Origin of the sequence: Kitasatospora sp. NPDC088346 (genome assembly GCF_044740765.1) — a bacterium.
Classification (GTDB): Bacteria; Actinomycetota; Actinomycetes; order Streptomycetales; family Streptomycetaceae; genus Kitasatospora.
Genome location: NZ_JBIURH010000179.1, coordinates 1 through 1526, shown reverse-complemented (window position 1 = coordinate 1526; position 1526 = coordinate 1). Strand labels below are relative to the sequence as shown.

Genomic DNA, 1526 nt, shown 5'->3' with positions numbered 1-1526 from the left:
GGCCGGTTGAGTTCTGACCCTCGCGTCGCTGGTTGATCTTGGTTAGTCGTTGTCAGTGGTCGAGGTGGGGATGCGGCCGAGTTCGCGGCCCTTCATGCGGTAGGACTCGCCTTTGAGGGAGTGGACCTCGGCGTGGTGGACGAGTCGATCGATCATGGCGGCTGCGACGGTCTCGTCGCCGAAGACCTCTCCCCACCGGCCGAAGGGCTTGTTCGAGGTGACGATCACGCTCGCCCGTTCGTATCTGTTCGATATGAGCTGAAAGAACAGGTTCGCCGCCTCGGCCTCGAACGGGATGTAGCCGACCTCGTCGATCACGATCAACGGGTAGCGGCCGAGTTTGACCAGCTCGTCCTGGAGCCGGCCGCTGTGGTGGGCGGCGGCGAGGCGGTCGACCCACTGGGCGGCGGTGGCGAACGCGACGCGGTGGCCGGCCTGGCAGGCCCGGACCGCGAGACCGGTGGCGAGGTGGGTCTTGCCGGTGCCGGGCGGGCCGAGGAACACGACGTTCTCCTTGCCCGTGATGAAGTCCAGTGTTCCCAGGTGAGAGAGTTGTTGGCGCGTCAGACCGCGCAGATGGGTGACGTCCAGTTCCTCGATGGTCTTGATCGCGGGAAGGCGGGCGGCGCGGATGCGGCCTTCTCCGCCGTGGCTGTCCCGGGCGGAGACCTCGCGCTGCAGGCAGGCGACCAAATACTCGGTGTGGGTCCATGACTCCGCCTGGGCTCGCTCGGCCAGGCGTTCGGCGGCGTCCAGCAGAGCGGGCGCCTTCATGGCGCGGGCGAGGAAAGCCAGGTCAGCGGCGGTCTGGCGGCCCGTTCGGGCAGTCTGGCCATCGGTCCGATGCGGTTGGGTGGAGGTAGTGGGAGCGCTCGTGCGTGCCATCAGGTGTCCTCCTTTCCGGCGCCGCCCTCGATGAGGGTGAACATCCGGTCGTAGGTGCCCAGCTCGCGTTGTTCGACTTCGATGCCGAGGCTGTCGGGGGCCAGGGCCGCGGCGCGGGCGGTGGCGGCGCGGGCGGCCTTCTGGTGCCAGACCTCGCCGCGCAGGACGGCGGCCGCGGCGGCGTGGTCGGGGTCGGTGATGGACTGGTGTTTGGCCCAGCAGCGGGCGTGCCGCGCGACGACGTCCTCGCCGGTGACGGCGGTGACCTCTTCGTTGTCGGCGCGGATCATGACGGTGTGTCCGATCGCGCGGGGGTGGACGGAGTAGTCGTTGGTGTCGACGCGGATGTAGTGGTCGCGGCCGATGCGGGTGTGGAATCGCCACCAGGCGGGCGGGTCGACGGGCGGGATGGCGAGCATCGCCGCCCGGTCCGCCTCCCAGCGGTCGGTGGGCCGGGCGTCGATGGAGCGGTGCTGCCTGCGGTTGGCGATCTGCAGCCAGGCGGTCAGCTGGGTGTTGAAGTCGTCGGGGCCGGTGAAGGTGCGGCCGGGCAGGAAGCTTGTCTCCAGGTAGCCGTTCGCCCGCTCGACCAGGCCCTTGGCCTCCGGGTCGCGGGGCCGGCAAAGGTGGATCTTCACGGC

Annotated in this window: 2 protein-coding genes; both read right to left on the bottom strand. The window is 69.6% G+C overall.

Going from position 1 to position 1526, the window contains the following annotated elements:
- Positions 1–42 precede the first annotated feature (42 nt).
- Positions 43–885, bottom strand: coding sequence for an IS21-like element helper ATPase IstB (gene istB, locus ACIOFR_RS42310; RefSeq protein ID WP_401006178.1), 843 nt, complete (start codon positions 883–885; stop codon positions 43–45).
- On the bottom strand, positions 885–1526 hold a 642-nt coding region (locus ACIOFR_RS42305; RefSeq protein WP_401006176.1), incomplete at its 5' end, for a Mu transposase domain-containing protein. The genes ACIOFR_RS42305 and istB, both read right to left, overlap by 1 nt.

Bases quoted from the DNA above. Each gene is read 5' to 3' on its own strand.
- istB (WP_401006178.1), bottom strand. From the start codon at position 885: ATGGCACGCACGAGCGCTCCCACTACCTCCACCCAACCGCATCGGACC.